Origin of the sequence: Leucobacter insecticola (assembly GCF_011382965.1) — a bacterium.
Classification (GTDB): Bacteria; Actinomycetota; Actinomycetes; order Actinomycetales; family Microbacteriaceae; genus Leucobacter; species Leucobacter insecticola.
The window spans coordinates 2,308,179-2,333,424 of sequence record NZ_CP049934.1 but is presented as its reverse complement, the minus strand read 5'-3'; the positions used below and the strand labels follow the sequence as shown (position 1 = coordinate 2,333,424).

The window sequence follows — 25,246 nt, the reverse complement described above, 5'->3', positions numbered from 1 at the left end:
TAACGTCGGGCGTTAGGTGCCGATGCCGCCGGGTGCCGGGCGCTTGCGGCGGGGGATGTCTAGCGGTATTCGGTCGGGATCGCGGGATCGCCGCGGGTCAGGCTCATGGAGACCGCGGGGAGTTCTGCGACCCGTTGGCGGTGGCGTTCGCGTGCCGCGGCGATCCCCTCGGCTTCCGTGTGCCCGGGGACGGTTTTACCCTCGACAACCAGCGCCACGAGCACCTCGCGACTATTGGCTGTTTCTCCCTCTGCTTCCCCACCGGGGCCGTCCCCCAGATAGATGGCCTCGGCCTTCGCGACGCCGCGGCCGTCAAAGATGCGCCGCACACTCTTGCGGCCACCCACCGATGCCTTTTCGGGCGACAGCTTCGCAACGGAGACCCAGTCGCCGGCACTGTCTTCGTGCGCGACGAGCTTGTAGACCATCCCCATCGTCGGCGAACCTGATCCGACGACCACGGAGGTGCCGACGCCGAAGCTGTCGACGGGGGAAAAGGCGAGGGTCGCGACCGTGTATTCATCGAGATCATTGGTGACGGTGATCCTGGTGCGCGTGGCACCCAGCTCGTCGAGCAGCTGGCGCACCCGAGCAACCACCACGGGCAGGTCACCCGAGTCGAGCCTGACCGCGCCAAGCTCGGTGCCGGCAACCTCGATCGCGGTGCGGACTCCTTGCTCAACGTCGTAGGTATCGACGAGCAGTGTCGTGTCGGTGCCGAGGGCCGCGATCTGTGCTTCGAAGGCGGCGCGTTCGCTGTCGTGCAGCAGCGTGAAGCTGTGTGCGGCCGTTCCCATGGTGGGGATCCCGTAGCTGCGACCGGCCTCAAGATTCGAAGTCGCGCTGAAGCCAGCGATGTAGGCGGCTCGGGCCGCGGCGACGGCGCTGTATTCGCTGGTGCGACGCGATCCCATCTCGGCGAGGGGCTTGCCGCCCGCCGCGTGGCTCATGCGGGAGGCCGCGGTGGCGACAGCGGAATCGTAGTTGAAGACGCTCAGGGCGAGGGTCTCGAGGAGCACGCCCTCTGCGAAGCTTGATTCAACCGTGAGGAGCGGCGATCCCGGGAAAAAGACGTCACCCTCGGGATACCCCAGATGTTGCCGCTGAAGCGGTAATTGGCGAGCCAGTCGAGCGTGGGGGCGCTCACCACCGCGTGCGCGCGCAGATACTCAAGCTCGGGATCCGTGAAGCGGAAGCGTTCGAGGGCTTCGAGAAACCGTCCCGTCCCCGCGACGACGCCGTAGCGGCGCGCACCCGAGAGTCTCCGGGCGAACAGCTCGAAGGTGCTTCTGCGGTGGGCCGTGCCGGCCTTGAGCGCGGCATCGACCATCGTGAGCTCGTAGTGGTCCGTGAGAAGCGCGGTTGAAGGGTGCACGAAGGCCAGCTTAGTGCGCGATTGCGTCGGCGTGTGGAAAGGCGGCAGCTGCGTGGCTTGCGCTCGAGGCAACAAACACTATACTTGTCCGGACAACCGGTTAACTTCCGGAAATGGGAGCAAAGATGCGATTTGACCTCGACACCTCACGTGGCGTGCAGCCGCTGTACATGCAGCTCGCCAACGCGCTTGACGCGTACATTACCGAAGAGAAATTAGCCCCTGGCACCCAGCTCCCCAGCGAGCCGACACTTGCAGCAGAAAACAATCTGTCGCGGTCGACGATCTTGAAAGCGTTCGAGCTCCTCATCGACCGGGGCCTCGTTTCCCGGCGCCGCGGGAAGGGCACCTTTGTTCGATCCCGCCCGATGGAGCGGAGACTCCCGGAGCTCACCAGCTTTAGCGAGCACATCCACAGCCTGGGCCTGCGCCCGGGAAGCATCCTGCTGGACTACGCGGAGTTCGCGCCAGGATCCTCCCTGCGCCCGGGATCCCCATTCCCAGATGACGTCGGGATCGTTGTGATCGAGCGACTGCGCACGGTGGGGGCCTCGCCGGTGGGGCTGCAGCGTCTCATCGTGCCCGACTACATCGCGCACCGCATTGGTCTCAATGAGCGGATCGCGGCTCGGCCGGACTTCTCTTTCTACGGTGGTCTCTGCGATGCGGGAATCAGGCTGGCCGAGGGCGAGGAAGCATTGCGTGCGATCAACGCGACTCCCGAGGAGTCCGAGCACCTGGGTGTCGACCACGGCACCGCGCTGATCGAGGTCGAGCGTCTGTCACACGATCCTTCAGGCCAGCCGATTGAGCAGGTTCGTGCTCGTTACCTCGGCACCCAGTATCTGTACCGCATTACGCTCACCAATCAATCCAATGGAGGATCTCATGAATCGGACCCGCGCACTACTCATCGCTCCGGCGGCGGCTATACTCCTTGCACTGACAGCCTGCTCGACGGCGACATCTGAGGGAAACGTTGAAGGTGGCGAACGAGCGGCGCTTGTGATCGCACAGGGAGGCCTCGGCGATCAGTCCTACAACGATCTCGCGAATCGCGGCTTTGAGGCTGTTCTGGCGGAAACGGGGTTGGAAGGCAACACTATTGAGTCCGACGATGTCGTCGGGCAGGGGAGCAGCTGCTCCGGCGTGCGGGTCAGTCCGGTGTAAACCTCATCGTTGACCTTGAGTTCTCGCACAACGAGATCATCGGGAAAGTCGCGAGTGACTTCCCCGACAACAGCTGGGTGATTTTTAACGCTGAGACGGAGGGTGACAACGTAGCTTCGGTGCTGTTTCAGGAACAAGAAGGCTCGTATCTTGCCGGTGCGCTCGCGGCAATGCAGACCACCAACACGGCTGATCCTAGGATCAATGCTGACAAAGTGATCGGTGTGATCGGTGGCACTTCCGGAATCGGCATTGATAAGTTCATCGTCGGTTTTATTCAGGGTGCAAAGGATGTCGACCCTGAGGTCAAGGTGTTGACTGCCTATTCAAACGATTTTGCTGACCCGGCGAAGGGGCAGCAGCTCGCGCAGTCGATGTTCGAACGTGGCGCAGACATTGTCTACTCGGTTGCAGGCGGTACCGGAGCCGGTGTGATCCAGGCGGCCGAAGAAGCCAACCACTATGCGATTGGCGTCGATGACAATCAGGATGATGCCGCTCCGGGCACGGTGCTCACGAGCGTGCTCAAGCGCACTGACCTTGCTGTCGAATCCATCGTCGGAGACTACGCCGCAGGAAGGTTTCCCGCCGGCGAAACCGTCACCTTTGGGCTCAAAGAAGACGCCGTTGGCCTCACCGATTTCGAGTTTACGAAGGATGCGATCAGCCCGGAGACACTTGCAAGGCTTGACGAGTTGAAACAGCAGATTATCGACGGCAAAATCAAAGTCTGGAACGTCGTCACCGACGGCTATCCTAACTTTTATCAGGGCAACTAGACCGGCACGCTGAGACGGAAGACTCACGCGATGAACCGCCCCACCACCGCAGCGGGAGCCCACCCCGTTCCGCCCAGAATCGAAGCGCGCAGGATCGCCAGGTCTTTCGGACCGGTGCGCGCAAACCGCGATGTTTCACTCACCGCCCACCGCGGAGCGGTTCTCGCCGTTGTCGGTGAGAACGGGGCTGGGAAGAGCACGCTTATGAAGATGCTCTACGGACTCGACCGCCCTGATTCCGGAATGATCCTCGTTGACGGCACCGCAGTGAATTTCACGAGTCCCCGCGATGCGATCCGGCACGGCATCGGATTGGTGCAGCAGGAGCTTGCGATTGTGCCAGAGCTTACCCTGCTCGAGAACCTGGTGCTTGGACACGAACCGCTTCGTCTCGGACGGATCGACTGGACGGCTGCCCGCAGGGAAGCCGAGGCACTCGCACTGACCGTGGGCGCCGAGATTGATTGGAGCCTGCTCGCGGCGCACGCGCCCATCGCGATTCAGCAGCAGGTAGAGATCCTACGCTTGATTGGCCGTGGAGCCGACCTCCTGATTCTTGATGAGCCGACAGCAGCGCTCGCGCCTGTACAGGCCACACAACTGCTAGAACTACTCAGACGGCTGGCAGATGGCGGCAAAACAGTGATCTTTATTAGCCACAAACTCGGGGAAGTGATGAGGGCGGCCGACTCGATTGTGGTGTTGCGTGCAGGTATCACCGAGCCGCCGGTTGCGCAAAGTGATGCCTCAGTCGAGATGCTCGCCGAGCTCATCATGGGAGGGCAGGCGTCCCTGTCAGCAGAAGACTTACGTGCGGCGGAGCCCGGTGAGACTGTGCTTGAGTGCCGAGGGCTTTCGGCGCGTGACAACCGCGGGGTGGCTCGCCTCAACGGGGTTGACCTGACGGTGCGGGCCGGGGAAATTCTTGGTGTCGCTGCCGTCTCTGGGAATGGACAGGACGAGCTCGCCGAGGTACTGGTGGGGCTGCGACGAATTGAACGCGGCACAGTCGAACTGCGTGGTGAAAGATTGAAGAAGTTCTCGACGCGCGCGCGACGTGAAGCAGGCTTCGGATACGTGAGCGCCGACCGCAAGAACGAGGGCTCTCGCTTGAACTCTCGATCGCTGAGAACGCGATTGCGACACCCGGGCTTGCCCGGCTTGCTACATTTGGCTGGCTGGTGAGATCGCGCGTGCGTCGGGCGGTGGCCGGCGTGCTCGAATCTGGCGCGGTGCGCTACGGCTCCGATCGTGATCCGATCGCGAGCCTATCCGGTGGCAACCAGCAGCGCGTGGTGATCGCGCGCGAGCTGCGGGAGCGGCCAAGCGTGCTCATTGCCAGTCAGCCGACTCGTGGCGTCGATATTCGAGGGATCAACTTTATCCATGAGCAGTTGCGGGAGGCGCGTGATGCGGGGAGCGCAATCGTGCTGTTCAGCGAGGAGCTTGACGAGATCCAGACGCTCTCAGATCGTGTGATCGTGTTGCATCAGGGCAGGGTAGTCGGGGAACTGGGGCGAAATGCTGACCGGGTCACCCTCGGCAAGCTCATGCTGGGCACCTCAGAGGGTGCCCAGGCCTCTCACTCGATGGGAGAGGCGCGATGACTTTTCAGCAAACGCCAGAAACTGGTTCTCGCACTGCGTTTGTACCGGTCGCAGTTCAGTACCGCGGTATCCAATGGACCCGGCTTGGGTTCTCCGTGTGGCGCATCGCGGTGCCTGTGGTGATCGCTCTTGCGATGGGGGCGCTCGCCCTCCTCGTTGGCGGCAAAAACCCGCTTGAGATCTACAACATGCTCGTGCGTGAAGCTTTTGGTGACTGGGCGCGGATCAACGCAACGTTGACCGCGGCGACACCGTTGCTGTTCACGGGGCTTGCCGCGGCGTTGGCGTTCCGGGCCGGTGTCTTCAACGTCGGTGTTGAGGGCAGCTTCGCGTTCGCAGGTCTCGCAACTGCGGTCGTCGGTACCAGTGTGGGAGGGCTTCCTCCAGTGCTGGCGGTGCTCGCCTGTCTGATCGCCGGAGCCCTCGCGGGCATGCTAGTTGCGCTGGTCCCTGCGCTGCTGAGAACCTGGCTCGGGGTCGATGAGGTGGTGTCCACGCTCATGTTTAACTTCATCGTGGTGGGTCTCACCGCCTGGCTCGTGCAATCCTTCTTCCTCGCTCCCGGGCAGGCAAACTCCGCGACCGCCTATCTTGCAGAAACAGCGGAGTTGGCGCCGCTCGTGCCCCCGGGCCAGCTCAGCATCGGATTCGTGATCGCGCTCCTACTTGTGCTCGGCTACGCGGCCTGGGCGCGTCACAGCAGACTCGGTTTTGAATTTGAGGCGGTCGGCAAAACACCTCGCTTCTCGGTTGCGCAGGGTCTGCGCGTGCGGACCGTACTGATGATCTCGATGCTCGCTTCCGGAGCGATCGGAGGCCTGGGCGGCGCGGTGCACGCACTCGGAGTCGTCCACCGCTTCTCGGTCGGATTTTCGGCGAGCTTTGGCTTCACCGGAATCGCTATCGCATTGCTCGCACGTTTCAATCCGATCGGGATCGTCATTGGTGCGATCGCGTTTGGGGCACTCGCAGCGGCCGGCACAACGGTGCAGCTGTTCGTGAACATTCCAATTCAGCTCATTGACATTCTGCAGGGCACCGTCATGATGCTCGCCGTCGCTCAGTTCGCGATTCCGCGCCTGCGTCGACGGAAACGAGCGACGAGCGGCACGGAGGACCTCGCATGATCGACAGTATTATTGGCTCTACGCTGCTGCTTGCCGTGCCGCTCGTGCTTGCCGCCCTCGGCGGCGCCATCCACCGCTGTGCAGGCGTTGTCAACATCGGGCTCGAGGGTCAGATGCTCGTTGGAGCTTTCGCGGGAATCGTCGCGAGCTCTGTCACCGGAAGCTGGCTAGTTGGCCTGCTTGTGGGCGGAATCGGCGGGGGACTCGCGGGCTTTGTGATGAGTCTTGTGATCACCCGACTGTCTGCGAACGAGATCATTGTCGGGCTCGGGTTCAATATCCTGGCTCTGGGCATCGTCGGCTTCACACTTCGTGCGGTTTACGGGGTCTCGGGAACGCTGCGCTTCCCCGATCAACCGCGATTGCCGCGGATCATTATCCCCGGACTGGACGAAGTGCCGATACTCGGAGCAATCGTGAGTGGCAAAGACGTGCTGTTTTGGTTCGCAGTGCTGCTGGTGCCGTTCCTCGCATGGGCGTTTGCCAATACGAGGTGGGGGATCCGTACCCGCGCCACAGGCGTCAGTGAATCAGCAACAGCCTCGCTCGGTGTACGCACCCTTGGCCTGCGCGACATCGCGGGAACGCTCGCCGGTGTACTGGCCGGACTCGGCGGCGTGTCGCTCGCGCTCGGAGTGAGCGGACTCTTCAACGAGAACATGATTGCGGGGCGCGGGTTTGTGGCGCTTGCTGCGTTCTATTTTGGTCGGTCGAGGCCGTTACCAACCGCACTCGCGTGCCTGTTGTTCTCGTTCTTTGATGCGCTGCAGATTCGTCTGCAGACTGGCGGCGGCTTCTCCGCCGATCTCATTCAAACTCTGCCCTATCTCGCAGTTGTTGTTGTGCTTGCCTGGGCCGGATACTCCGGCCTGCGCCGTCGCACTCGAATTACGGCATAGCCGGAACAAAGGACACCATGAACCCCACACCCGAGACAGCGTTGTTGCTCGTTGACGTTATCAACTCGTTTTACGAGCAGGACCAAACCAACTATTACCCGGAGGTCGAGAAGACCCTGCCGGCGCTTGCCTCGCTGCTGGACACGGCTCGTGCCCGGGACGCACTAGTGGTACACGCGGTCGAGCGCCACTACCGCGGCCTCGCAGATTTCGAGTTCGCCAAGTTGCCACGCCACCATCAGGCCGGTGAGCACGACGTCAACTTCTTTCCCGGGTTTGAACCGGCTGAGCGAGTGCGGGAGATCGTTATTCCGAAGCGCCGCTACTCGGCTTTCTACGCAACCGACCTCGAGCTGTTGTTGCGTGAACAGAGCATCACCCGGGTCATCGTTGCCGGAGTAAAGACGAACGTGTGTATTCGGGCAACTGTCCAGGACGCCTTCGCGGGCGGCTTTGAAGTGGTGGTACCGCGCGAAGCCACCAATTCGAACCGGCCCCATCTCGCCGAAGCCACTCTCGAGGATATCGAGCGGTACTTCGGTCATGTGGTTTCGCTGCACGAGGCCGAGGCGCTGCTGTGACTGGCGGCACCCGCACGATCCTAGTGAGTGGTTATGCGAGCATCGACTACGCACTGCAGCTTGCACCGTTCGAGGGATTCGACGCCACAACGCGGGTGCGCTCGCGCGCGGAGGAATGGCCTCGCTTTGGCGGCATCGTCCACGTCACAAATGCCGCGGTGGCTGCCGATCCAGAAGCTCGTGTTGCTGCTTTGTCATGGGTCGGCACGGATGCCGAGGCAGCGGGGTGGCTGAGCGCCGTTACCGAGTCAGGCGCCGACACCATTGGTGTTGCTGTTGCGGGACCCCGCAGCCCCTCCTCTTACCTGCTGTATCCGGAGGGGCAGGGCGCGATTTGCCTCTTTGACCCGGGCGATTGCCACGCGGGTGATCTGAATCGGGCACAGCGTGAATTGATCGCTCAGGCAGATCTCGCCGTTGTCACGATCGGTCCCGCCGCTGCGACGACGGAGCTACTTAAACTGTTGCCTCGCCGATGTCGCCTGCTCTGGGTCGTGAAACAGGACCCTGCCTCACTCCCAAAGGCACTCGCTGAAGCCCTTGCCGCTCGTGCGGACTGGATCACCCTAAGCGAGGGGGAGCGCGGCTACCTCGACACGATCGCTCGTGTTGCTCGGCCCGGCACGCTGGTGGTGCTGACCCGCGGTGCTGCGGGATCGGAGCTGCTGCACATGACGCACGAACGGCATGCTGAGAGCCTCGCTTGTGTCCCAGCCGAGCCGGTGGGGGGCGTTGACACCACGGGAGCGGGCGATACCTTCTCCGGAACACTCGCGGCTCATCTTGCGCGTGATCCGGCTCACACCCCCGAGGAAATGCTCGACCGCATCCGGAAGGCAGCAACGGCAACTGCCCACCTACTGATGGCTCGCTCCGAGCGGTTAGTAGCCGCGATCGAGAGTGACGAGATGGAGTAATGAAGAGGAATGGAGAAACGAATGATTTTGGTGGACGAGGCCTGGTACTTGCATTGCACCCCGAGCAAGTCGGAGAAGACGCCATCATTGTCGGGGATCGTGGACGAGTTTTGCTCGCGACCGAACTGCTTGATGATGCGCAGCTGATCAACGAGGACCGTGGGCTCACCACCGCGACGGGTAACTATCAAGGACGCAGGGTGACGGTCTCGGCGTTCGGTATGGGGGCGCCAATTGCGGCAGTTGTCGTTGAAGAACTTGCGTCGATCGGTGTGCGCCGTGTGCTTCGATTGGGCACGGTGATGAGCGCAGGTCAAACCCAGCTAGGCGACCTCGTCGTTGCACACGGTGCGATCCGTGAAGAGAGCACTTCGCTCGGCTACCTGCCGCTTGAGTATCCCGCGGTGCCCGATTTTGAGCTCACCGCGCGGGCCGAGGCTGCCGCGCGTGCGACGGGACTCCCTGTTCGCAGCGGGATCTACGCAACCGCGGACGGCTTCTACACCGATCTGATGCGGCGTGGCGATCCAGATGGGCAGGCCGAACTTGTTGCGAAACGGGCCGCCCAGCACGTTGTCGGCACCGACATGGAGACGAGCGCCGTGTTGATTGTCGCTCGCGCTCGCGGCATCGCTGCTGCGTCGCTCTGCCTTGCGAGCGTTGACGGCCGAGATTTCTCAAAACTTGATGCGTATCCCCGTCGCGAGGCCGAGCTGCAACTGCTGCGCGCTGGCCTCGAATCGCTTGCGACGTAGCGCTGAGCGCCACGTCGACCCCAGACCCACAACCCAAGGAGAATTACCATGAGTATCGCCACCAGCTATTTTGACGACGTTATCGAGAAGCTCACGCGCGTGCGTAACACCCAAAACGAGGCTATACGTCAGGCCGCAGAAATCTGCGCTGACACCATTGCGGGCGACGGCCTTGTCTTTACCTTTGGTACCGGGCATGGCGGGTTCGCCGCGCTTGAAATGTTCCCCCGGACGGGAGGGGTGACGGGCTTTCGCCCCATCGTTGAGAGCTCGATTGCGTTGATGCATCACGTGCTTGGTGACCAGGGCACCGCACAGTACCGCTTTCTGCACACTCGCGAAGGCTACGGCAACGCGATCCTGCGCTCACACCAGATCAAGGAGGGCGACGCGCTCATACTGTTCTCCCACTCGGGCATCAACGCGGTGATTCTCGATATGGCCGTCGAGTTCAAGGAGCGCGGTCTGAAGGTTATCGCGGTGACTTCGGTGCCGCACTCCTCGCAGGTTGAGAGCCGCCATTCGAGCGGTCACCGCCTGTACGAGATTGCCGATGTTGTGATCGACACCGGTATTCCACTCGAGGACGCCTCGCAGTTTATTGACGGTCTTGAATTCCCTGTTGGACCAACCTCGACCTCAATTGCCGTCGCAGTGGGGCACGCGATCAACGCTGCCACCTCCGCCGCGCTTGTTGCACGCGGCGAAACCCCAATGATCATGGTGAACACTAACTCGAACCGCACGCAATTTGCGCACCAGCAGAATGACCGCAACTATGCGGAGCTTTGGCGTCGACTGCGCTCGCGCGAGTTCTCCGCACCGGAGGTGAAGTAGCCGTGACGGCTCATGACCGCTTGCTCTGCATTGGAGGAGAGTGGGTTCCAGCACTAAGCGGCGAGATCGTTGAAGTGCGAGACCCTGCAACAGGCGAGGTCATTGCCACGAGTGCCGTCGCCGGATCTGCGGATGTGGACCGCGCCGTGGCCGTTGCGAAGGTCGGTTTCCAGAGCTGGAAGCAGCTCACCGCTGATGAACGCTCCGAGATCCTGCTGCGTGCAGCGGTCTACATTGACGAGCGCACACCGGCGATGGCCGAATTGCTTACCCGGGAACAGGGCAAGCCCGTCCTTGATAGCGTGAAAGAGATCTCTTTCGGTGCACAGGTGATCCGGTACTACGCGGAGCAGGGGCGTCGCGTGTGGGGAACAGTGCGCCCGAGCCCGCGAGCAGATGTGCGCTCGCTCGTCACCTGGGAACCGCTCGGAGTGGTCGCTGCTATCGTGCCGTGGAACTACCCCGTTGACCTGTACGCGTGGAAGATTGGTCCTGCCCTCGCAGCAGGCAACTCGGTCGTGGTGAAGCCGCCGGTTGAGACACCGCTCGCGGTTGCCGAATTCGTACGGTGTTTCATCGATGCCGGTCTGCCCGAGGGCGTGCTGTCTGATCTCCCCGGGTCTCTCGAAGCCGGTTCCCGGCTTTCCGAGCATCCCGATGTCGCAGCGATTACCGCGACCGCGTCAACCGCGACCGGACAGGCGATTATGCGTTCGGCTGCAATAACGATGAAGCGCGTCACACTGGAACTTGGGGCCATTCGCCGTTCATTGTGCTCGACGACGCAGACATCGCAGAGGCTGCGGCCGCGGCAGCGCGGCGGTCATTCTCGAACGCTGGTCAAATTTGCATCGCCGTGAACCGGATTGTCGTCGCCGATTCGATCGCTGACGAGTTTACGGATGCTGTCGTTGCCGCGGCACGAGCGATCACACTCGGCCACGGTATTGAGGCGGGGGTTACCGGCGGACCAGTCACTACGACGGCCGTCATCGACAAGTCGCGTAGGCACATTGACGAGGCGATCGCGCGCGGTGCCGTGCTCGGAACTGGGGGCGGTTATGCCGAAGTGCGCGACGGGCTGGACCGGGCGATGTTCTTTGAACCCACGGTGCTCGACCGAGTGCCCGCCGAGGCGCTGGTGATGCGCGAGGAAAGCTTCGGTCCACTTGTCGCGGTTCACCGTTTCGCCGCCGGTGCGGATGTCGCGGAGCTTGCGAATCGAGGCGAGTACGGCCTTGCCGCGTACGTCTACGGTGACGATCTCGACCGTGCTTGGGGTGTCGCCGAGCGGATCCACGCTGGTGGTGTTGGCGTGAATATCAATGATGTGTCTGAGTTGCAGGCGCCGTTTGGAGGTTGGAAAATGTCTGGATTTGGGCGAGAGCTCGGGCCAGAAGGGCTGCACGGCATGATGCAGCAGCGACACATTAGGCTGCGCCGTCGGCACGGGTGAGAGGCTCATGGCGTCCCGGCCCCCTACTGGAAATCGCGGGAGCTGACCCCAACGGGTGCGGCGAGCGGTTCAAAGCTCGACGCAATAACGTTGACGACGCCCTCGGGTGAGCGTTCGAGCACGCCGGTGATGACGAGCGCCGGCGAAGACCGGGCGACGAGACGATAGCGGGCCCACACCTTCGCCCAGGTCACCACGTTGACGGTGCCGGACTCGTCTTCCAGCGTGAGGAAGGTGATCCCGCTGGCAGTGCCGGGGCGTTGCCGGTGGGTGACGAGGCCGGCGATGGTGACGGAGATTCCCGGGCGGGTGTGCCGGATCCTGTCGGAACGGACCACCCCGCGCGCATCGAGGGCGTCCCGCAGCAGTGCGAGCGGGTGGGCGTCAAGCGCGACGCCCGTGCTCCACAGGTCAAGCGCGGTCTGCTCGGCCGGGGTGAGCACTGGCAGCAGCGGCGGCTGAATGTGGACGGCGATCCCGGGAAGGAACCGCTCGCGGTTGTCGGAGGCCGGGGCCGCGGCCCACAGTGCCTCCCGGCGGTCGAGGCCGAGACTCTGGCAGGCGCCCGCGCTTGCGAGGGCTTCCAGCTGGGAGCGGTTCAGATCTGCGCGGCGCGCAAGATCGGCGAGGTCGAGAAACGGGGCGTGATCCCGCGCCCGCACGATACGTTCGGCAGCGGCAGTCTCGATGCCCCGAATCTCGGCGAGGCCAAGCCGCACCGCAAACGCGGCGTCGAGGCGGTGCAGGCCGCTCGTGTCTGGTGCGTCGCGCTGAAACGGGGGAACCCGGGGCGGATCGAGAGTGAAGGGCAGGTGTGCGGTGCAATCGGAATCTGGGGAGGTGCGCGGGCGGGATCCCCCCTCGGTGACCTCTTCGAGGTCTGCAAACACCGCTGAGTGCTGCACATCAGCAGCCCGCACCACCACGCCGTGCCGCCTGGCATCTTCGACGAGTGTGCGCGGTGAGTAAAACCCCATGGGCTGTGAGCGCAGCAACCCGGCGAGGAACGCGGCGGGGGTGTGCAGCTTGAACCAGGCACTGACGTAGACAAGCAGTGCGAAACTGATCGAGTGGCTCTCCGCAAAGCCGAAGTTCGCGAAGGCCTCGATCTGGGCGTAGATGAGTTCGGCCTCTGCGTCCTTGATCCCGTTCTGCCGCATGCCCGCGAACAGTTTCTGCTTCAGTGACTCGATGCGCTCCTGGCCGCGCTTGGAACCCATCGCGCGGCGCAACAGGTCGGCGTCTTCTGCGGAGCAGCCCGCCACCGCGACCGCCATCTGCATGAGTTGTTCCTGGAAGAGGGGCACTCCGAGCGTGCGTTCGAGCACCGGCTTCAACTTCGGGTGTGAGTATGCCACCGGCTCGACACCGTTCTTGCGGCGCAGATACGGGTGCACGGCACCGCCCTGGATTGGCCCGGGGCGGATCAGCGCGATCTCGATAACGAGGTCGTAGAAACTGCGGGGGAGCAGCCGCGGCAGCGTGTTGAGCTGCGCCCGGCTCTCCAACTGGAACACCCCGACCGCGTCGGCGCGGCACAGCATGTCGTAGACCCCGGGCTCCTCCTTCGGGATCGTGGCGATGGTCCACCGCTTCCCGGTGTGGGCAGCGACCAGGTCCATCGTCTTTTGTAGGGCGCTGAGCATCCCGAGTCCCAGCAGGTCGAACTTCACAAGCCCCATCGTCTCGCAGGAGTCCTTATCCCACTGCAGTACGGTGCGGCGCTCCATGCGTGCGTGCTCGATGGGGCAGACCTCACCCACCGGGCGCTCGGTGAGGACCATGCCGCCCGAGTGGATCCCGAGGTGCCGTGGGGCCCGCATGAACTGGGCCGCGAGCCGCTGCACGGGGAGCGGGATCGGGCTCGTCGGATCCTCCTCGATGCTGCCCCAGCGATCCAGGTGTTTGGTCCACGCCCGCTGCTGTCCGGCACTGTAGCCAAGCGCTTTTGCGGCGTCGCGGATCGCGGCCTTGGGGCGATAGGTGATGACGTTGGCGACCTGCGCCGCGTTCCTGCGACCGTAGCTGTCGTAGACGTACTGGATGATCTCCTCGCGTCGTTCCGAATCAAAATCCACGTCAATGTCGGGTTCCTCGTCGCGCATGCTCGACAGGAACCTCTCAAAGGGAAGATCGTAGAGGATCGAATCGACCTCGGTGATCTGCAGCACAAAACACACGGCAGAATTCGCGGCGGATCCGCGGCCCTGGCACAGGATCCCGCGGCTTCGTGCCTCACGCACCAGGTCGTGCACGATGAGGAAGTAGCCGGGGAAATCCTTGCGCGCGATCACCTCCAGCTCCCGCTCGAGCCGTTCTCGGCGGTGGGTGTTGAGCTGAGAACCGTAGCGGAGTTCCGCACCCTGCCACACGAGCTGCCGCAGATAGTCCATCTGTGTCATTCCCTCGGGGAGGGGAGTTTTGGGAGTTTGGGACGTGCTGCGCGCAGCGGGAAGGCGAGCTCGCGGGCGAGCGCCGTCGTGCGGGTGACGGCGTCGGGGGTGCGGGCGAAGCGCCGCAGCTGTGCCGCACCACTGCGCAGATGCGCGGTTCCCGCGGCGGGGAGATACGCGTCGAGCTCGTCGAGGCTGCGGCGTGCGCGCACCGCGGCCATCGCTTCTGCGAGGTGTGCGTGTGCGGGGACGGCGTAGTGCACATTGCCGGTTGCGAGGGTGGGAAGGTGATGTTCTGCGGCGAGCAGCGCCAGCCGATCATTGCGCGGATCATCGTCGGGGTGTCCGTGATGGGTGAGTTCGACATACACGTTGTCTGCACCAAAGAGGGCGGTCAGACGGTCGAGCTCTGCGCGTGCCCGCGTGTCTCCCTCCTCGCGTGTGCTCGCCGCGCTCAGCGCTCGCGGCAGCGCACCCTTGCGGCAGCCGGTGAGGATCACCCAGTCTCCGCCGCTCGCCGCACCGAGCTGTTCGAGGTCGTAGCGCGGGCGACCTTTCTCGCCGCCGCTGAGTTGCGCCTCCGTGATCGCGGCGGCGAGGCGGTGGTATCCCGCGGTGCCGCGCGCCAATACGAGGAGGTGCGTGCCTGCCGGGTCGGCGGCACCGAGCTGCGGCGCGTCAAGCCCGAGCGAGAGTTCGGCACCGTAGACCGTGAGGAGGGGCGGGCGATCGGGATCCGTGTTGGTGGCTGCCTGAACCTCGGCGGCATCGGCGAAGTTTGCCGCACCGTACAGGCCGTCGTGGTCGGTGATGGCGATGCCGGTGAGGCGCAGGCGGGCCGCTTCCTGTACGAGCTGTTCGGGGGAAGAAGCACCATCGAGGAAGCTGAAGTGTGAGTGGGCATGCAGCTCCGCGTAGGGCACGGTCGGGGTGGCTGATGGCGCGTCTGACGCCCTCAGTGCGGCCGGCGTGTCGGGCCGCGCCGCAGGATCCCCTGGGGGCGTCGTGCCGCGCCCCGAAAGGCGACGCTCAAACTCGCTCCACGGTATCGGTTCATTGTGCCACCCCATTGCGGTTCTCCTTTCTGGCGTTAGTGGTAGCGGCCCTCGGCGAGCCAGTGTTCTGCCTCGTGATAGAGCAGCCAGGCGTCGCCCCCGTCAAGCTGCACCTGCAGGCGGAACCGTGGGGGCGTTCCCTGCCACCATCGCTCCCGCACTGCCCAGGGCAGCGACCACGCCTCCACCACCGCGTTAACGTCGGCAAGGAGGACGCGGAGGCGTGCAGGGTTCGCCGTCAGTAGATCGTCGGCATCGATGTGGAGCGTGTGTCCGGTGGCGTCGAGCAGCTCAGCGGGGAGTGGCTCGGGGAAGACCTGGCTGGGGGCGGGGCCTGCGAGCGCACCCGGCCACGGACCCGCCGCGGAGGCGCGGGATCCGCGAGGGCGTTTTCGTGAGGTGCTCCAGGGCACAAAATGCTGCCGCTCCCTCAGTAATCGCCCGCCCGCGAGCTCCATCGTGCCGACCCCGGTATGCCCGAGCCGGCTTTGTGCCCGGCTGAGATGGTGGTGCACGCGCGCATCAGGCTCGGTGCTCCACAGTCCCGGTTCGTGCGCGGCGGCGCGGTCTGTGTGGGTGGGGGTGATCCTGACGCGCGTGATCCCCGCCCCGCCCCGCTCGCTCTCGCGCACGGCTGAGGCGGCCTGCCATCGGATCCGCCCCACCGTATCTGCCGGGGTGAAACGGTGCGGGTGCAGCCACTCGCGTTCGTGTCGCAGCCCCACATCATCGGTGAGCTCGATGCGGATCGCGGTGCACACGAGACCCTCCTCGCGAAGCGTTTCGATGAACTGTTCCGCCAAGCCCGAGCACGCAAACGCGAGCTGCTCGGTGGTGTTGACCGGAGGCTCAAAGGTGAGTTCCACGCTCAGCTCCCGTGCGGGGTTGCGCGGTCGCACTTCAGCGCCGTGGCTGAGGGGGATCCCCGAGGCGCGACGGTGGGCTGCGACACCCGGTGCACCAAAGCGCGCCCTGACAGCGTCTTCGGGGAGCGCCGCGAGGGAACCGAGGGTGCGGATCCCGAGCCCCACGAGGAGCTCGGCGAGATCTGCGTCGGCGGCGCGCGAAACGGGCAGCGGGCTGAGGAAGGCTGCTGAGGTGCCCGGGGGGACGATCCGGATCGCATCGTGCGGGGCTTCCACACCGGGTGAATGGGCGCCTGCCCGGACGGCCTGCTCCGCCGCGAAGAGCCCGTCAGCGATGCCGATCTGAATATCGTGGAGATCGAGGGCGTCTCCGAGTGCTATGAGCGCACTGCCCGCGGCCTCTTCGCTGCCGTAGTAGCGGGCAGGTCCCCGGGCGCGCATGGCGCACAGGCCGGGGCGTCGCACCTCGACCCCCGGCACCAGCTGTTCGAGTGCCGCGACCACGGGAGCAAAACGCCGCTCATCGACCCCGGGATCGTGCGGGTACACGGTGAGTTCGGGGCAGCGGGACTGCGCCTCACGCTCGCGGATCCCCGTGCGCACTCCGGCGGCGCGGGCGGCGGCGGAGCAGGCCACCACCCGGTGCTGGGCGATCAGCGCGAGGGGGGAGGTGTGCTCTGCAGAAACGTTCTCGGTTCCGTCCGTGTCTGCGCGGTCCCGCAGCTGCGCGTGGATCGGCCAGTCGGGCACCCAGAACACCAGCGTGCGCGGGGCCGCACTCATTGCGGCACCGCTCGCGGAAGGCGGGGCTGCGCAGCGGTGGCGCCTGCAGGCCCCTGGATGCGGCCGCCCGTAAAACGGACGGTGTGTTCGGAGATGCCGCGGCGATCCTGCGTTCGCACAGAAATTTCACGTTCCTCAAGCAGCCCGTAACCGGTGCCGAGTCCCCGCCAGCGCGAGGCGGTGACCCGCAGTGAGCTTTCGGGGTGCGGCCAATCGCCGGCAACGATGAGCGCGGTGCCGTGTTCGCGAAGCCTGGCCGAAATGCGCTCCACATCGCGGTGGCTTGGCCGCGTGGGCAGCATCAGGAGTACGACGGTAAGGATCTCGCTGAGGGTGCCGCTGAGGGCCAGGGCGTCTGCTCCGGGGGCTGGGATGAGGATCAGACGTTCGAGGGCGATGCCGAGGGAAGTTGCGGCTTCCGCGCTGAAGGTGGGGCATCCGATCACCCCGCACCATTCGCCCGAGGCTGAGGCCGCCGAGAGCATGGAGAGGGCAAGCTGCTGCGATCCTTGCACCGCGTAGCTCGCCCCCTTTTTGAGGGCGCCGCCGGGGAACAGCTGACGCAGGCCGGGGTGTGTGGGGAGCGCGCGATCGTCGAGCCGGAGCGGCTGCATCTCAGTGATGCGCTGCTGCAGCGTGTGGACAGTTGCGACGGAAGCCATACGGCAATATTCGAACATATGTTCGAATAAGTCAATCTCGATTCGGAGTGTTGCTAGGGTGAGTAGGATAGGGGAGATGAACGAGGAAGAGCTAGACGATTACGAGCGTGAAGCCGAGCTGTCACTGTTTCGGGAATACCGCGACATCGCCAGCCAGTTCCGCTATGTCGTTGAGACCGAACGCCGCTTCTACCTTGCAAACGAGGTGGAGCTGAAGCGTCAAGACGCCGGCAGCGACTTCTACTTCGAACTCACAATGACTGACGTGTGGGTGTGGGATGTCTACCGCGCCGACCGGTTTGTAAAGTCGGTTCGAGTGCTCACCTTCAAGGACGTCAACGTCGAAGAACTGTCGGCGCGCGAGTTCAAGCTGCCGCAGGAACTCGCGCTCGACGAGTAAGGTTCCTCGCAGCGCGACCTCCGCTCACACCCCTCTTTTTTCGGGCGCGGTCGTGAACTTTTCCACAGATTTCGGTTTTTCCGTCTTCGCACCCCGTTTCGCTGCAGGATAGGCGCAGGAGGTGCGCCATGACCAGCACTACAGCAGTCCCGCACAGGGAGCCACACAACCAAACACTCGGTGCCTACGGCGAGTCGCTCGCCGCGGAATACTTAACGGGGCTCGGGTTCCACATCCTTGAACGCAACTGGCGCACCCGTGCCGGCGAACTCGACCTCATTGCCCGTGACCGTCAGACTCTCGTGGCGATCGAGGTCAAAACACGAAGCGGCACGGGGTACGGTAACCCTCTCGAAGCGATTACCGCGCAGAAAATGCTTCGCCTGCGGCACCTCTTGCTCGACTGGGCGCACGAGACGCGGGCCCACGGGCACGGGTTGCGTGTAGACGCTGTCGGGATCACGCTGCGTGCGAATCAGACGCCACGCATTGATCACCTCCGGGGGATCTCGTGAGCGGGGAGGTCTGCCGGGCGGCGGCCGTCGCGCTCACCGGCGTGCAAGGCACCATCGTGATGGTCGAAGCTGCAGTCTCCCAGCAACTCCCGGGAATGGCGATTATCGGGCTGCCCGACACGGCGCTCACCGAAGCAAAAATGCGGGTGCGTATGGCCACGACCCAGGCAAAGATGCCGCTCTCGGATCGCTTTCTGTTGGTCAACCTGAGCCCGGCAGCGCTCCCCAAACAGGGTTCCGGCTTTGACCTCGCGATCGCGCTGTCTGCGCTCGCCGCATCCCGTCATCTCCCGGCCGACCGGCTCGCGGAAACCGCCCACATCGGGGAGCTGGGACTCGACGGCGGGCTGCGCCGACCGGCAGGCCTCCTCACCGCCACCCTTGCCGCACGAGATCTCGGGTTTCAGCGGGTGATGGTGCCGGAACGGGGTGGCGCCGAGGCGGCACTCGTGCCCGGGATCGAGGTGATCGCGGCCAGAGACCTTGCTGGGGCGGTCGCCTGGTATCGCGGCGAGAGCGACGGCTGGCGTGTGATGCCGGCCGGTGGTGAGGCCGGGGGTGCTTCTGCGAAGCAACTCGCGGATAGCGATATTGATATGTCTGATGTCATCGGTCAAGCCGAAGCTGTTGAGGCGATGACGATCGCCGCGGCGGGGCGACACCACGTCTCGCTGCTCGGTTCTCCCGGCGCGGGGAAGACCCTTCTCGCCACCCGACTGCCGACGATCCTCCCGGATCTGACTCCCGAAGAGTCGATCACCGCGAGCAGCATTGCGTCGCTGGGAGGATCACCGCTCAGCGGGCTGATTCGCAGGCCACCATTTGAGAGCCCACACCACAGCGCCTCGGCCGTGTCCATCATCGGGGGTGGCGCGGGAAGCGAAGTGCGCCCCGGAGCCATGACACTCGCCTGCCACGGAGTGCTGTTCCTTGACGAAGCCCCGAGTTTCCTCGCGCGGTGCTCGAATCGATGCGACAGCCGCTCGAATCGCGAGAGATTAAAGTTCATCGATCCAGGGTGCGCGCGTTACTCCCCGCAGACGTGCAGTTAGTGCTGGCCGCGAACCCCTGCCCGTGTGGCTATGCCGGGTCCGTGGACACGGTGGCGCAGTGTCAGTGCACCCCGCATGTGCGAGTGCGGTATTTGCAGCGCATTTCAGGTCCGCTGGGAGACCGTATCGATGTGCGGCTTACCGTGCGCAGGGTCTCGAACGTGGTGCGCGCTGAAGCCGATACAGCACCAGCAACGAGCGCGGAGATTCGGGATCGTGTCACCCAGGCCCGGCAAGCGGCAGCCCAGCGTCTGAGCGCGACACCGTGGCGGGTGAACGCCGAGGTGCGCGGGAGCTGGCTGCGAGGCCCACGGATGCGGCTTCCGCGCAGCGATACTGCTGTGCTTGATCGCGCCCTCGATCGCGGCGCGTTGACAATGCGAGGCTACGATCGGACCTTGCGGATCGCCTGGACTGTGGCGGACCTGGCTGGGCGAGACAGACCCGGTCGCCGTGAAATCGCGAGAGCGTTGCTGCTGCGCGGGGGTGACCTGCCGTGAGCCGGGGACTCGTGCAGGTGAGAGCCGATCGCACCTTCCGTGACCTGCTGAGCCAGCTGGTGCCCGCGGCTCCGGGTTCTGGAGCAGCGAACCCCGAGCCGCTGAGTCAAGTGACCGCCGATGCGCTGCTTGCCCGGGTGGTCTGGTCCTGCCTCGTCGAACCCGGTGACGCCGTGGCCGGCGCCGTGATCGCAGCCCTTGGCGCCGGGCCATCTCTTGATCTCCTCGCGTCTGCGAAAGCCACAGCACAGCTGGGCGCAGCAATGCGAAAAGGCGGCCACGAGGAGGTCTCCGATCGCCGCATTGCTGCCGGGGTGAAACGGTGGCTGCCTCGGCTCGACCGGGCCGCCGTGCTTCACGCGCTGACCGCCGCCGTCAACTGCGGTGCCCACCTCGTGACGCCGGATTCTTCGCGCTGGCCCGCGGGCCTTAACGACCTGGGAATCCACACGCCGCTGCTTCTGTGGGTCAGGGGAGACCCTTCGCTGCTGGATGCCTTCTCGCTGGCGGTCGTTGGTGCGCGCGCCTGCACCGGGTATGGAACCGATGTGACAGCGGAGTTCACGGGGGAGGCGTGCACGACAGGAGCGACAATCGTGTCAGGCGCGGCGTACGGCATCGATGCCGTCGCGCACCGTACCGCCCTCGCACTCGAGACCCCAACGATCGCCGTGCTGGCGGGCGGGGTGGATCGCCCCTATCCGAGAGCCCACAGCTCCCTGCTCGATCGCATCGTGAACGCGGGTGCTGTGTGCTCAGAGATGGCTCCGGGATCAGCGCCCACCCGCTGGCGATTCCTACAGCGAAACCGCGTGATCGCGGCCCTCACCCGTGCCACCCTCGTAACGGAAGCCGGCCCAAAATCGGGATCCTTGAACACCGCGGGCCATGCCGCAGAGATTGGGCGCCCCCTCGGGGCCGTGCCCGGTCCGGTGACGAGCGCAGCCTCGCTCGGTTGCCACCGATTGATCCGAGACTACGGGGCAGCCCTTGTGTCGCGCGGCAGCGACGTGCGAGAGTTGCTCGGGTCTCAGCAGATGCGTTGATCGGAGAGACGGCCGGAGATGCGCAAGAGCCCGCACTACACCGTCGTGTGGTCGACGCGCTCCCGCTTCGTGGTAGCCGCACAACCGCCGAGGTGACCAGGCTCGCGGGGCTCTCACCAGAGGAAACCCAGGAGGCTCTCGCCGAACTGGAACTGCTCGGTAAGGTCCGCCGCAGCGAAACACCGGGAGGGGCAGAGGCGCGATGGGCGCTGCTGCGGGCAGAATGAGGGTATGCAGCTGAGAGATGCGATCGAGTCGTTCCTCAACGCTGTCCAGTTCGAATACGGATACTCGGAACACACCGTGCGCGCGTACCGACGTGATCTCCTCGGCTTCGTTGACTACGCCGAACAGCAGAGCGGTGCGGGTAGTGCGGGCGGCATCACCGTGAACGACTGCGACCTCGAACTGATGCGCGGCTGGCTCTGGACCCGGCAGCAACAGCAACTCGCCCCCTCCACGATCGCGCGCAACGTAGCCACCCTGAAATCCTTAGGCGCATGGCTCGAACGCCACCGCCTCGTGCCCGGCAATCCAGCCTCGCGTCTCAGAGCCCCCGTGTCCCCAGATCGCTGCCCCGCGTGCTCGCCGACGAACAGATGATCCGGATCCTTGACCGTGCCGCCCTCCGCGCCGCTGCAGGGGATCCTGAACACGTGCGCGACCAGGCAGTGCTCGAACTGCTCTACGCCTCAGCGCTCCGCGTCTCCGAACTGTGCACACTCCCCATCTCCGGATTTGACCGGAGAGAACGAACCGTCCGGGTGCTTGGCAAAGGAAACAAAGAGCGCGTCGTGCCGCTCGGCGCCCCCGCCGCACGCGTGCTCGAAGAATATCTCGCGACTGCGCGTCCGGCGCTCGCCGCAAGGGCTCAGCCCGCGGTCGCCGTTACCGCCGAGGCCTCGCTGTTTCTCGGAAACCGCGGGGGCCAGCTCGGCACGAACGCCGTGTACCGTCTGGTCGCTCGCGAACTGCAACAGGAGCCTGGCGGGGGACCGCGCGGCCCCCACACACTGCGGCACACCGCCGCAACTCACCTGCTCAACGGCGGAGCGGACTTGCGCATTGTGCAGGAACTGCTCGGCCACTCCAGCCTGTCCAGCACGCAGGTCTACACCCACGTTTCAACTGAGCGCCTTGCCGAGAGCTACCGCCAGGCGCATCCGCGTGCGTGACGAGCACGCGGGGGAGGCGGATTATCTTCTGACCCGCCGAAGTGCGTTCCGCGACCATCTGACCTCGGTCGGGATCGCGAAGCCCGGGTGAAACGGCAACGAGGCCCGGGTAAAACGGCAACGAAGCCCGGGTGAAACGGCAAAGCAACCCGGGTAAAACGGCAGAGACTGCTGGTGAAATCGGCAATCCTGAAGTAGCATCGACGCATGGAGTTGGATTTGATTCCCCGCAATGTCACTGGTCTGGCAAGGAAAACGCTCGACGACACCCCGATCACGGTGATCAGTGGTGCCCGGCAAGTCGGCAAGAGCACGCTCATGCAACAGCTTGTCCAGGGTCGAGAAACGCGACTTGTAAACCTCGACAATTTTGGTGATCGAAGCGCCGCGCAAGCGGACCCCGACGGGTTTGCTTCACAGTACCCGCAGGGTCTTCTCGCGATCGATGAGATACAACGCGTTCCGGAATTATTGACCTCATTGAAAGCCTCCGTTGATCGTGATCGGCGACCGGGGCGCTTCATCGTCACAGGTTCTGCGGATCTCCTCTCTCTGCGTGGCGCGCAGGAATCCTTGGCTGGGCGCGCGGAGACCATTCCTTTGGAAGGCTTCAGCAGAGACGAGCTTTCCGGCCGCATTGCAGACTTTGCGGCGTTTGCGTGGGCGCTGCCGTCCTCCGAAATGCCTGCAGATCGTCGCGGTATTTCCCGTCGTGAGTACCTGGAGATGGCTGCGACACCAGCGTTTCCTGAGGCGAGGTTGCGGCTTGGACGTTCCCGGGATCGTTGGTTGTCCGGTTATGTTGACCGCCTTCTTTCGAAAGACGCTGGTGAGGCCACGGGTATTCAGTACCCAGACCGTCTTGCGACTCTCCTCAGTCTGCTCGCAGCGCGGAACTCGGGCGAGTTTGTTGCTTCTCACGTTGGGCGTGAGCTTGATATCCCTGCACGATCCATACCCGCGTATCTGGAGGCGCTCCGCAGTCTATTCTTTGTGCGGGTCACACCGGGCTGGTCAAATAACATTGCCAGACGTGCCGTGTCTAAGCCCAAGGTCTCTCTTACCGACACGGGACTTGCCGCGCACCTTTCTGAGGTTGATGTTGATGGTCTCGAGAAAGCTGTGTCGTCGTCGCTCACAGGTGGCCTTGTGGAAGGGTTCGTTATTGGGGAACTCGAGAAACAGCGGTCTTGGTCAACAAAAAAGACCCGTATGTTTCACTACCGAGACGACCACGGTCGCGAGATCGATATCGTGCTTGAGGACCGCCGTCGCGACATCGTCGGCATCGAGGTCAAAGCATCGTCAAGCCCTCGTTCCGAGGATTTCAAAGGACTTCGGTACATGCGGGACAAGCTGGGGGAACGCTTCGTTGCAGGCATTGTCTTGCACACTGGTGAGCGGTCATTGCCGTTTGGGGACAGGCTCTGGGCATTACCGATCTCGACGCTCTGGGATCACACAACGCCTGAGTTCGTACCTGCTCCTGAATAATGCATCTGCGGATAGCTCGGACGGACCAGCCCACCCCCGCGCGTGACCGCGGACATACCCTCACTCCCAAGCCACCAGTACCGCGCGCCCGTAGAAGTAGCGCAGGGGATTGACGTACTCGCCGTCGACCCGCACGCCGAGGTGGATGCACTCGTCATAACAGTGGCCGCCGCTCGACACGGTGCCCAGCACCTCGCCGGCGCGAACGGTGTCGCCGGCGCGGAGGCTGCTCGTGATTGGCTCGAGCGAAAACACCGTGTGTTCATCGACCTGCACCGACACTACCCCGCGGTCCACCACCGTTCCCGCGAAGGTCACCGTGCCAGCGGCGGGGGACCTGGCTGTAAAGCCCGGGGACGCAGGGAAATCGATACCGCGGTGTCCGGAGGCGTAGGGGTGGGGTGGTGCAAGATACGGGCCCGAAACGGTGAAGCGGCCGCTGAGCGGCGGAACCCAGGTTCCAGAATCTGAGGGTGGGGCTGGTGAAGCGTTGCTTGAAGTGCTGTCGAGAAGGCTGAGCGCTGGAATCAACACCACTGCCAGAATCACGAGGGCGATAAGCGCGCGGAATCTGGGATGAAGTAGGGAGGGGTTACGTGTAGACATGCTGCAACGCTGCCAGAGCACGCCTTGCTATAAAGGTGAAGCGAGCAATCTGTGGAGAACTCGTAAAAAAGAGTAGGGATTGGCCGCTGTGAGCGAAGATTGAAGGCCGAGAGCGATGATACACTTATCGCTGCGCCTTGAAAGAGGTGACTTCGCGTGCCCACTCACCGGAGTGAAGCCGTCGGTCCTCGTTCGCAATGAATGGGGCGGCTGATCCCGCGGGCACCAGGATCTGGCTGCAACCGCAGCCGACATAACCGCAAGCGCGTGTTCACGTGAACACGCAGAAAAAGGAGACAGCAATGGCTGTTGTAACCATGCGCCAGCTGCTTGACAGTGGCGTCCACTTCGGACACCAGACACGCCGCTGGAACCCGAAGATGAAGCGCTTCATCTTCACCGAGCGTTCCGGTATCTACATCATCGATCTGCAGCAGTCGCTCGGGTACATCGATGACGCCTACGCCTTCGTGAAGAACACCGTCGCCCGCGGCGGCAACATCCTGTTCGTCGGCACCAAGAAGCAGGCACAGGAAGCGATCGCCGAGCAGGCGACCCGCGTCAACCAGCCCTACGTGAACCAGCGCTGGCTGGGTGGTCTGCTGACCAACTTCCAGACCGTCACCAAGCGCCTCGAGCGCATGAAGGAGCTGGAGCAGCTCGATTACGAGGGCACCACGAGCGGCTTCACCAAGAAGGAGCTCCTCCTCAAGAAGCGCGAGCTCGACAAGCTGCAGAAGTCGCTTGGCGGCATCCGTCACATGACGAAGACCCCCTCGGCTCTCTGGATCGTCGACACCAAGAAAGAGCACCTCGCAATTGATGAGGCGAAGAAGCTCGGGATCCCCGTCATCGCGATCCTCGACACGAACTGCGATCCCGATGAGGTTTCCTACCCGATCCCGGGTAACGACGACGCCATCCGTTCGGTTGCTCTGCTGACCCGCGTGATCGCTGACGCCGTAGCTGAGGGCCTCATGGAGCGCCACCAGAAGCCGGAGGAGGGCGCAGCCGCTGCTGAACCGCTCGCCGAGTGGGAAGTTGAGCTGCTGAACGCCGAGGCAAAGCCCGAAGAAGCTGCTGAGGCACCCGCTGTTGAAGAAGCACCCGCTGCTGAAGAGGCGCCTGCTGAGGCCGCAGCCGAAGAGGTTGTTGCTGAAGCTGCCACCGAGGCCGCTGCTAAGTAATACGGTTTC

The 25,246-nt window shown here is 64.1% G+C and carries 22 protein-coding genes and 4 pseudogenes; 21 read left to right on the top strand and 5 right to left on the bottom strand.

Annotated elements, in window-relative coordinates; translation table 11 throughout:
• Nucleotides 1-59: 59 nt before the first annotated feature.
• Nucleotides 60-1,375 (bottom strand): annotated as a pseudogene (locus G7067_RS10855) (nicotinate phosphoribosyltransferase).
• 125 nt (nucleotides 1,376-1,500) lie between these two features.
• Here G7067_RS10855 and G7067_RS10850 point away from each other — a divergent pair.
• The 12 genes and pseudogenes from G7067_RS10850 to G7067_RS15275 all read left to right on the top strand — a co-directional run bounded on the left by G7067_RS10850 (nucleotide 1,501) and on the right by G7067_RS15275 (nucleotide 11,503).
• Nucleotides 1,501-2,346 (top strand): GntR family transcriptional regulator, encoded by an 846-nt coding sequence (locus G7067_RS10850; RefSeq protein WP_244301085.1) that lies wholly within the window; start codon nucleotides 1,501-1,503, stop codon nucleotides 2,344-2,346.
• Between the two features lie 34 nt (nucleotides 2,347-2,380).
• Nucleotides 2,381-2,545 (top strand): hypothetical protein, encoded by a 165-nt coding sequence (locus tag G7067_RS14390; RefSeq protein WP_244301084.1) that lies wholly within the window; start codon nucleotides 2,381-2,383, stop codon nucleotides 2,543-2,545.
• Nucleotides 2,515-3,324, top strand: a complete 810-nt coding sequence (locus tag G7067_RS10845; protein WP_341872888.1) for a BMP family lipoprotein — start codon at nucleotides 2,515-2,517, stop codon at nucleotides 3,322-3,324. The genes G7067_RS14390 and G7067_RS10845 overlap by 31 nt, the downstream gene beginning before the upstream one ends.
• A gap of 30 nt (nucleotides 3,325-3,354) precedes the next feature.
• Complete coding sequence (locus G7067_RS10840) at nucleotides 3,355-4,509, top strand: ATP-binding cassette domain-containing protein (RefSeq protein WP_244301083.1); 1,155 nt, start codon at nucleotides 3,355-3,357, stop codon at nucleotides 4,507-4,509.
• On the top strand, nucleotides 4,398-4,931 hold the full coding sequence (locus tag G7067_RS14690) for an ATP-binding cassette domain-containing protein (RefSeq protein ID WP_341872887.1): 534 nt from the start codon (nucleotides 4,398-4,400) through the stop codon (nucleotides 4,929-4,931). The genes G7067_RS10840 and G7067_RS14690 overlap by 112 nt, the downstream gene beginning before the upstream one ends.
• A complete protein-coding gene (locus G7067_RS10835) occupies nucleotides 4,928-6,058 on the top strand; it encodes an ABC transporter permease (RefSeq protein ID WP_166324195.1) in 1,131 nt (376 codons plus the stop codon). Before G7067_RS14690 ends, G7067_RS10835 begins: the two co-directional genes overlap by 4 nt.
• Nucleotides 6,055-6,957 (top strand): ABC transporter permease, encoded by a 903-nt coding sequence (locus G7067_RS10830; protein WP_166324192.1) that lies wholly within the window; start codon nucleotides 6,055-6,057, stop codon nucleotides 6,955-6,957. Before G7067_RS10835 ends, G7067_RS10830 begins: the two co-directional genes overlap by 4 nt.
• A 17-nt stretch (nucleotides 6,958-6,974) precedes the next feature.
• Nucleotides 6,975-7,538 (top strand): cysteine hydrolase family protein, encoded by a 564-nt coding sequence (locus tag G7067_RS10825; RefSeq protein ID WP_166324189.1) that lies wholly within the window; start codon nucleotides 6,975-6,977, stop codon nucleotides 7,536-7,538.
• Nucleotides 7,535-8,455, top strand: a complete 921-nt coding sequence (locus tag G7067_RS10820) for a carbohydrate kinase family protein (protein WP_166324186.1) — start codon at nucleotides 7,535-7,537, stop codon at nucleotides 8,453-8,455. Before G7067_RS10825 ends, G7067_RS10820 begins: the two co-directional genes overlap by 4 nt.
• The gene (locus G7067_RS10815; RefSeq protein ID WP_244301082.1) at nucleotides 8,455-9,210 is read left to right on the top strand and encodes a phosphorylase family protein; all 756 of its coding nucleotides are present in this window, start codon (nucleotides 8,455-8,457) and stop codon (nucleotides 9,208-9,210) included. Before G7067_RS10820 ends, G7067_RS10815 begins: the two co-directional genes overlap by 1 nt.
• Nucleotides 9,211-9,258: 48 nt before the next feature.
• Nucleotides 9,259-10,047 carry a sugar isomerase domain-containing protein gene (locus tag G7067_RS10810; protein WP_166324183.1) on the top strand — a complete coding sequence of 263 codons (789 nt, stop codon included), beginning with the start codon at nucleotides 9,259-9,261 and terminating at the stop codon, nucleotides 10,045-10,047.
• Between the two features lie 2 nt (nucleotides 10,048-10,049).
• Nucleotides 10,050-11,503, top strand: a pseudogene (locus G7067_RS15275) (aldehyde dehydrogenase family protein).
• Between the two features lie 23 nt (nucleotides 11,504-11,526).
• Here G7067_RS15275 and G7067_RS10800 read toward each other — a convergent pair.
• From G7067_RS10800 to G7067_RS10790, 3 genes and pseudogenes are all read right to left on the bottom strand, one after another.
• Nucleotides 11,527-14,966 (bottom strand): annotated as a pseudogene (locus tag G7067_RS10800) (error-prone DNA polymerase).
• A 20-nt stretch (nucleotides 14,967-14,986) separates the two neighbouring features.
• Nucleotides 14,987-16,600 carry a DNA polymerase Y family protein gene (locus tag G7067_RS10795; protein ID WP_166324180.1) on the bottom strand — a complete coding sequence of 538 codons (1,614 nt, stop codon included), beginning with the start codon at nucleotides 16,598-16,600 and terminating at the stop codon, nucleotides 14,987-14,989.
• The gene (locus G7067_RS10790) at nucleotides 16,597-17,262 is read right to left on the bottom strand and encodes a hypothetical protein (protein ID WP_166324177.1); all 666 of its coding nucleotides are present in this window, start codon (nucleotides 17,260-17,262) and stop codon (nucleotides 16,597-16,599) included. The genes G7067_RS10795 and G7067_RS10790 overlap by 4 nt, the downstream gene beginning before the upstream one ends.
• Before the next feature lie 76 nt (nucleotides 17,263-17,338).
• Here G7067_RS10790 and G7067_RS10785 point away from each other — a divergent pair, with 76 nt between their 5' ends.
• The 8 genes and pseudogenes from G7067_RS10785 (at nucleotide 17,339) to G7067_RS10760 (ending at nucleotide 23,444) form a co-directional block, all read left to right on the top strand.
• Nucleotides 17,339-17,662 (top strand): DUF2469 domain-containing protein, encoded by a 324-nt coding sequence (locus G7067_RS10785; RefSeq protein WP_166324174.1) that lies wholly within the window; start codon nucleotides 17,339-17,341, stop codon nucleotides 17,660-17,662.
• Between the two features lie 128 nt (nucleotides 17,663-17,790).
• Nucleotides 17,791-18,177, top strand: coding sequence for a YraN family protein (locus G7067_RS10780; protein WP_166324171.1), 387 nt, complete (start codon nucleotides 17,791-17,793; stop codon nucleotides 18,175-18,177).
• Nucleotides 18,174-19,729 (top strand): annotated as a pseudogene (locus G7067_RS10775) (YifB family Mg chelatase-like AAA ATPase). The gene G7067_RS10780 and the pseudogene G7067_RS10775 overlap by 4 nt, the downstream one beginning before the upstream one ends.
• Entirely contained in the window at nucleotides 19,726-20,775 is a 1,050-nt protein-coding gene (gene dprA, locus G7067_RS10770) for a DNA-processing protein DprA (RefSeq protein ID WP_244301079.1), read from the top strand. The pseudogene G7067_RS10775 and the gene dprA overlap by 4 nt, the downstream one beginning before the upstream one ends.
• A complete protein-coding gene (locus G7067_RS14370) occupies nucleotides 20,772-21,002 on the top strand; it encodes a DprA-like winged helix domain-containing protein (protein ID WP_244301078.1) in 231 nt (76 codons plus the stop codon). Before dprA ends, G7067_RS14370 begins: the two co-directional genes overlap by 4 nt.
• Before the next feature lie 4 nt (nucleotides 21,003-21,006).
• Nucleotides 21,007-21,378: a site-specific integrase gene (locus tag G7067_RS13840; protein ID WP_205881129.1), complete on the top strand. Its 372-nt coding sequence runs from the start codon at nucleotides 21,007-21,009 to the stop codon at nucleotides 21,376-21,378.
• Nucleotides 21,357-21,950 (top strand): tyrosine-type recombinase/integrase, encoded by a 594-nt coding sequence (locus G7067_RS10765; protein ID WP_280115707.1) that lies wholly within the window; start codon nucleotides 21,357-21,359, stop codon nucleotides 21,948-21,950. The genes G7067_RS13840 and G7067_RS10765 overlap by 22 nt, the downstream gene beginning before the upstream one ends.
• A 207-nt stretch (nucleotides 21,951-22,157) precedes the next feature.
• Entirely contained in the window at nucleotides 22,158-23,444 is a 1,287-nt protein-coding gene (locus tag G7067_RS10760; protein WP_166324168.1) for an ATP-binding protein, read from the top strand.
• Nucleotides 23,445-23,504: 60 nt separating this feature from the next.
• Here the strand turns inward: G7067_RS10760 and G7067_RS10755 are convergent, their stop codons facing one another.
• The gene (locus G7067_RS10755; RefSeq protein ID WP_166324165.1) at nucleotides 23,505-24,050 is read right to left on the bottom strand and encodes a murein hydrolase activator EnvC family protein; all 546 of its coding nucleotides are present in this window, start codon (nucleotides 24,048-24,050) and stop codon (nucleotides 23,505-23,507) included.
• 302 nt (nucleotides 24,051-24,352) lie between these two features.
• Between G7067_RS10755 and rpsB the strand changes: the two genes are divergently transcribed.
• Nucleotides 24,353-25,237 carry a 30S ribosomal protein S2 gene (rpsB, locus tag G7067_RS10750; RefSeq protein WP_166324162.1) on the top strand — a complete coding sequence of 295 codons (885 nt, stop codon included), beginning with the start codon at nucleotides 24,353-24,355 and terminating at the stop codon, nucleotides 25,235-25,237.
• Nucleotides 25,238-25,246: the final 9 nt, after the last annotated feature.